Source organism: uncultured Aquincola sp., from assembly GCF_964001545.1.
GTDB lineage: Bacteria > Pseudomonadota > Gammaproteobacteria > Burkholderiales > Burkholderiaceae_C > Aquincola.
The window spans coordinates 1-5,622 of sequence record NZ_CAXFDV010000756.1 but is presented as its reverse complement, the minus strand read 5'-3'; the positions used below and the strand labels follow the sequence as shown (position 1 = coordinate 5,622).

Below are 5,622 nucleotides of genomic sequence, written 5' to 3'. Positions count from 1 at the left end.
GCCAGTGCCTCGCGCCAGTGGTCGATGGCCGCGGCCCAGCGGCCCTGCAGCCGCGCCAGGTGGCCGCGCAGCGGCGGCAGCAGGCGGGTGCCGGCCTGCACCGCCAGGTCGCCGGGGCGCGTGGGCAGGGCTTGCAGTGTGCTCAGGCAAGCGGCCAGCAGCGGCAGCTCGTCCACCAGCGCGGCGATGCGGGCGGCCTGCAGTTGCACCTGCCAGTGCGCCCAGGCGCTGTAACCGGCGGGCATCTCGGCCAGCCGTGCGCGCGCCAGATCAAGCGCCTGGGCCCGCCGGCCCTGCACCGCATGCAGCACCACGGCCAGCGCCTGCAGGTGGTGGCGCAGGTTCACCGGATCGCCCACCCAGGCGGCATCGGCGCAGCCGCGCTGCCAGGCCTCTTCGGCCTCGTCCAGCCGGCCCTGCCACAGCAGCCGCCAGCCGTGCTGCACCATCGCGCTGGCGCGCAGCGGCGTGGGCATGTCGCCGGCCACGCGCAGCACGCCGTCGGCATAGCGCTGCAGCGGGCCGGCGGTGCCCGGCAGGCCGTTGAAGCGCGGCAGCGGCACGCAGTGGTACCAGCTTTCGATGCGCGGGTCGCCCTCCAGCAGGTCCATCAGCTCACCCAGCACCGGGCCCACGCGGTGCAGCGCGCCCACCTCCAGCGCATGCCACGAGCAGGCCACCAACACCACGATGCGCGCATCGGGCGACAGCGCCTCGCGCCGCAGCACGCTCAGGCGCTGGCCGGCCTCGTGCATGCGGCCGAAGGCATTGAGGGCCAGCGCCTGGTAGGCCTGGGCGGCCTGGCGGCCGGCTTCGTCGCCGCGGGCTTCGCAGGCGGCCTCGGCCTGGCGCATCGCGTCCAGCATCTCGGTGAAGTCCCAGCGCGCCCAGGCGGCCAGGCCGCGCACGCGCTGCAGCTCGGGCGATTGCTGCGCCCAGTCGCCCGGAAACTGCTGCACCAGCCGGCTCACGCTGGCCACCGCGCCTTCGGCCAGCTGGGCCGGTCCGTGGGCCATCAGCACCTCGGCCGCTTCGGCATGCTGGCCGGCGCGCAGCAGCAGGCCGATGCGGCGGATCGGGTCGGGCTCGGTGGCGGCGGCGCGCTGCAGCAGGGCCGCCAGCTCCTGCGGCCGGCCGCGCTGCAGCCGGTGTTCCAGCGCGTCGCGGAACAGGTCGTGCAGCTTCAGCGTCAGCGTGGGTTGCTCGTCGCTGTCGTCGTCCACCTCCAGCACGCTGACGAAAAGGCCCCGGCGCTCGATCTCTTCCATCAGCGCGGCGGCGGTGCCCGGCGGCAGGCCGGTGACGGCGGCGCAGCGTGCGGCCGTGAGCTCGGGCAGCACCGAGGTGTGCAGCAGGAAGTCGCGCAGCGCCACCGGCAGCTCTTCCAGCACCTCGGTGGCGAAGAACTCGAACACATGGCGGTCGATGGTGGCGCGGCGCAGCGCGCCGCCGGGCTCGCGTGCGGCGCTCACGGCCAGCCGCAGGCCCACCGCCCAGCCGGCGGTGCGTTGCCACAGCCGGTCGGCCAGGCCGGGGTCCAGCCCGGTGGCGGTGGCCAGCGCGCGCACCTCGTCGCGGCTGAACTGCAGGTCGCCCTGCTTGAACTCGGCCAGCTCGCCGCGCACGCGGTGGCGGGCCAGCGACAGCGGCGGCTCGGTGCGGCTGGAAATCACCAGCGTCCAGCGCGGGCCCAGGTGCTCGAGCAACTGGTCGATGAAGTCGAACACCGCCGCATCGTCCACCCGGTGCATGTCGTCCAGCACGATGAGGCCGTGCGGCACCTCGCAGGCGTCCAGCGCATTCAGCAGCTCGGCCGCTGCGGCATGGCGCTGGCGCGGGTCGTCCGAGGCGGCCAGCGCCACCACGGCCTCGGGCGCGATGCGCCAGGGCGGGTCGTAAGGCTCCAGCGCGGCCACCAGGCAGGCCAGCAGCCGGTGCAGGTCGTCTCCTTCGTCGGCCGCCACCCAGGCATGGGCGGTGCCGGGCGGCAGGCGGTCGATCTGCCGCGAGAGCGCAGCCGTCTTGCCGTAGCCAGCCGCGGCGCACACCAGCACCAGCCGGTGGGTGAGCAGCGCGGGGCCCAGCCGCGCTTCCAGCCCGCGACGCTCGACCAAGGCCCCCACACGCGGGCGCGGCGGCTGGATCTTGGTGCGGGGAAAACTCATCTCGGGCTTGAACTGCGGGCCGAAGCCGAGATTGTGGCCCGGCGCCCGGGTGGCGACAGGGCGGGAAAGCGCTCAGGCGCCGAGGCGGCTCAACGCGTCGGCCGCTTCGACGATGGCGATTCCTCTGTGCGAGCCGATGGGCAGCAGGTGCTTGCGATCGCCAGTGACGATGAGCTGGGCACGCGCTGCCACGGCGGCGGCGATCACGTGGTCGTCGTCCGCGTCATTGGCCACCACGCGCGGCACACTCGCCGGCACCACCAGCGTGACCAGCGCGGTGAAGTGCGTCACCAGAGCCGTTACGCTGGTGCCGAAGCCGGCGATGCGGCCGGCGAACTTCGGATAGGCCAGCGTGTGGGCCAGCTCATCCAGCAGCACCGCGCTGCTGAACAGCTCCACAGCAGGTCCTTCGCCAGAAGCGATGGCCAGCTCCATCACACGCCTGGGCGGCCCGTTCCATAGCAGGCCCGCCACCACCACATTGGTGTCGAGCACAAGACGGATGGGTGGACCTGCGCCCAAGGGCGAGGTGGCCATCAAGGGGCCCCGCGCAGGCGCCGCTCGGCACGCACCTGGCGCACCTCGTCGACGATCTCCTGTTCGATCTCGGGCGTGAGCTCATCGGCAGGCTGGCGCTGCCACATCGCCTGCAAGGCATCGCCGGCGCGGCGGCGCAGCTGCTCGCGCAGCATGGCCTCCATCGCCTCGGCCGACAGCAAGCCGGCGCTGGCCGCCTTCTCCGCCAGCTCGTCCGGCAAGGTGATCTGGACCGTGGTCATCGCAGGACTCCTTGGCTGCTGGGGTCGGGCGGCCCGTGGTGGATCACACCACCGAAACGGGGATCTTCCCGATCTTGGCCTGCCACTCCTTCGGGCCGGTCTGGTGCACGCTGGTGCCGGTGGCGTCGACGGCCACGGTCACCGGCATGTCCTTGACGTCGAACTCGTAGATGGCTTCCATGCCCAGGTCGGCAAAGCCCACCACCTGCGCGCCCTTGATGGCCTTGGCCACCAGGTAGGCGGCGCCGCCGACGGCCATCAGGTAGGCGCTGTTGTGGCGCTTGATGGAATCGATGGCCACCGGGCCGCGCTCGGCCTTGCCCACCATCGCGATCAGGCCGGTCTTGTCCAGCATCATGTCGGTGAACTTGTCCATGCGGGTGGCGGTGGTCGGGCCGGCCGGGCCCACCACTTCGTCGCGCACCGGATCGACCGGGCCCACGTAGTAGATGACGCGGTTGGTGAAGTCGACCGGCAGCGGCTCACCCTTGGCCAGCATGTCCTGGATGCGCTTGTGCGCGGCGTCGCGGCCGGTCAGCAGCTTGCCGCTGAGCAGCAGCGTGTCGCCCGGCTTCCAGCTGGCCACTTCGGCCGGCGTCAGCGTGTTCAGGTCGACCTGCTTGCTCTTGTTGTAGTCGGGCTGCCACTTCACGTCGGGCCACAGGTCCAGGCTGGGCGGCTCCAGGTAGGCGGGGCCGCTGCCGTCCAGCACGAAGTGCGCATGGCGGGTGGCCGCGCAGTTCGGGATCATCGCGATCGGCTTGCTGGCCGCGTGGGTGGGGAAGGTCTTGATCTTGACGTCCAGCACCGTGGTCAGGCCGCCCAGGCCCTGGGCGCCGATGCCCAGTGCGTTGACCTTCTCGTACAGCTCGATGCGCAGTTCTTCCAGCTTGTTGCTGGGGCCGCGCTGCAGCAGCTCGTACATGTCGATGTCTTCCATCAACGCTTCCTTGGCCATCATCACGGCCTTCTCGGCGGTGCCGCCGACGCCGATGCCCAGCATGCCCGGCGGGCACCAGCCGGCGCCCATGGTGGGCACCGTCTTGAGCACCCAGTCGACGATGTCGTCGCTGGGGTTGAGCATGTACATCTTGCTCTTGTTCTCCGAGCCGCCGCCCTTGGCCGCGACGATCACGTCCACCGTGCTGCCGGGCACCACTTCCATGTGCACCACGGCCGGCGTGTTGTCCTTGGTGTTCTTGCGCGCGAAGATGGGGTCGTCCAGCACCGAGGCGCGCAGCACGTTGTCGGGGTTCAGGTAGCCCTGGCGCACGCCGGCGTTCACCGCGTCGGCGATGGAGCCGGAAAAGCCTTCCCACTTCACGTCCATGCCGATCTTGAGGAAGACGTTGACGATGCCGGTGTCCTGGCAGATGGGGCGCCGGCCTTCGGCGCACATCTTCGAGTTGGTCAGGATCTGCGCGATCGCGTCCTTGGCGGCCGGGCTCTGCTCGCGCTCATAGGCGCGGGCCAGGTGGGCGATGTAGTCCGTCGGGTGGTAGTAGCTGATGTACTGCAGCGCGGCGGCTACGCTCTCGATCAGGTCTTGCTGGCGAATCGTCGTGGTCATGATGGCTTGCTGGCGACTGTGTTCGGATGGGGCAGGGGCGATTATCGGCGCCCGCACGGAACCTCGGCGCCGCAGGGCGCACGAACCCCGCTGTGCCGGAGGAGGGCACCCAGAAGATGAACGGATTGCTGGTGTGGGCGGTGGTGCTGCCCTTGCTGCTGGGCGTGCCGCTGGTGGCCTGGGTGGGCCATGGCCCGTCACCCGCGCGGCGCCGCGCGGCCGCGCTGCTGGCCGGCGCGGTGGCGCTGGTCTGCCTGGCGATGGTCAGCGCGCTGGCGCCGGCGGTGTTCGCCGGCCAGACGCTGCTGTGGCAGCAGCCCTGGCTGCCCGAGATCGGCCTGACGCTGGGCTTTCGGCTCGACGGGCTGGCGCTGCTATTCGTCTGGCTGATCACCGGCATCGGCCTGCTGGTGGTGGTGTATGCCGCCTGGTACCTGCATGCCGACGACCCGGCCGGCAAGTTCTACGCGCAGTTCCTGCTGTTCATGGCCGCCATGCTGGGCGTGGTGATGGCCGACAACCTGCTGCTGCTGGTGGTGTTCTGGGAGCTGACCAGCATCTCTTCCTTCCTGCTGGTGGGCTATTGGGGCCACAAGCCCGAGGCGCGGGCCGGCGCCCGCATGGCGCTGGCGATTACCGGCGGCGGCGGCCTGGCGCTGCTGGCCGGCGTGCTGCTGCTGGGGCAGATGGCGGGCACCTATGAGCTGTCCGAGATGCTGGACCGCGGCGCGCAGGTGCAGGCCCATGCGCTGTACCCGGTGGCGCTGGTGCTGGTGCTGCTGGGCTGCTTCACCAAGAGTGCGCAGCTGCCTTTCCATTTCTGGCTGCCGCAGGCCATGGCCGCGCCCACGCCGGTCTCGGCCTACCTGCACTCGGCCACGATGGTCAAGGCCGGCGTGTTTTTGCTGGCGCGGCTGTACCCGGTCATCGGCGGCACGCCGATGTTCGAGTGGCTGGTGGCCGGCGCCGGCCTGGCCACGCTGGTGTTCGCGGCCTGGGTGGCCATCTTCCAGCACGACCTCAAGGGCCTGCTGGCCTACTCCACCATCAGCCACCTGGGGCTGATCACCTTCCTCATCGGCCTGGGCTCGCCGCTGTCGGCGGTGGC

General features: G+C 71.2%; 5 protein-coding genes. 1 reads left to right on the top strand and 4 read right to left on the bottom strand.

Annotation, left to right across the window (positions count from 1 at the left end):
- The 4 genes from ABNT58_RS26490 to ABNT58_RS26475 all read right to left on the bottom strand — a co-directional run.
- On the bottom strand, nucleotides 1-2,165 hold a 2,165-nt coding region (locus ABNT58_RS26490), incomplete at its 3' end, for a transcriptional regulator (protein ID WP_348756367.1).
- 72 nt (nucleotides 2,166-2,237) lie between these two features.
- Nucleotides 2,238-2,660 (bottom strand): putative toxin-antitoxin system toxin component, PIN family, encoded by a 423-nt coding sequence (locus tag ABNT58_RS26485; RefSeq protein ID WP_348756366.1) that lies wholly within the window; start codon nucleotides 2,658-2,660, stop codon nucleotides 2,238-2,240.
- 41 nt (nucleotides 2,661-2,701) lie between these two features.
- Nucleotides 2,702-2,944, bottom strand: coding sequence for a hypothetical protein (locus ABNT58_RS26480; protein WP_348756365.1), 243 nt, complete (start codon nucleotides 2,942-2,944; stop codon nucleotides 2,702-2,704).
- 43 nt (nucleotides 2,945-2,987) lie between these two features.
- On the bottom strand, nucleotides 2,988-4,514 hold the full coding sequence (locus tag ABNT58_RS26475) for a fumarate hydratase (protein ID WP_348756364.1): 1,527 nt from the start codon (nucleotides 4,512-4,514) through the stop codon (nucleotides 2,988-2,990).
- 116 nt (nucleotides 4,515-4,630) lie between these two features.
- On the opposite strand from ABNT58_RS26475, the gene ABNT58_RS26470 reads away from it, so the two are divergent.
- Nucleotides 4,631-5,622: proton-conducting transporter membrane subunit (locus ABNT58_RS26470; protein WP_348756363.1), on the top strand; the 992-nt coding region annotated here is incomplete at its 3' end.

Excerpts from the sequence above, each read along its gene's own strand:
- ABNT58_RS26475 (WP_348756364.1), bottom strand. The coding sequence starts at position 4,514 with ATGACCACGACGATTCGCCAGCAAGACCTGATCGAGAGCGTAGCCGCC.
- ABNT58_RS26480 (WP_348756365.1), bottom strand. The coding sequence starts at position 2,944 with ATGACCACGGTCCAGATCACCTTGCCGGACGAGCTGGCGGAGAAGGCG.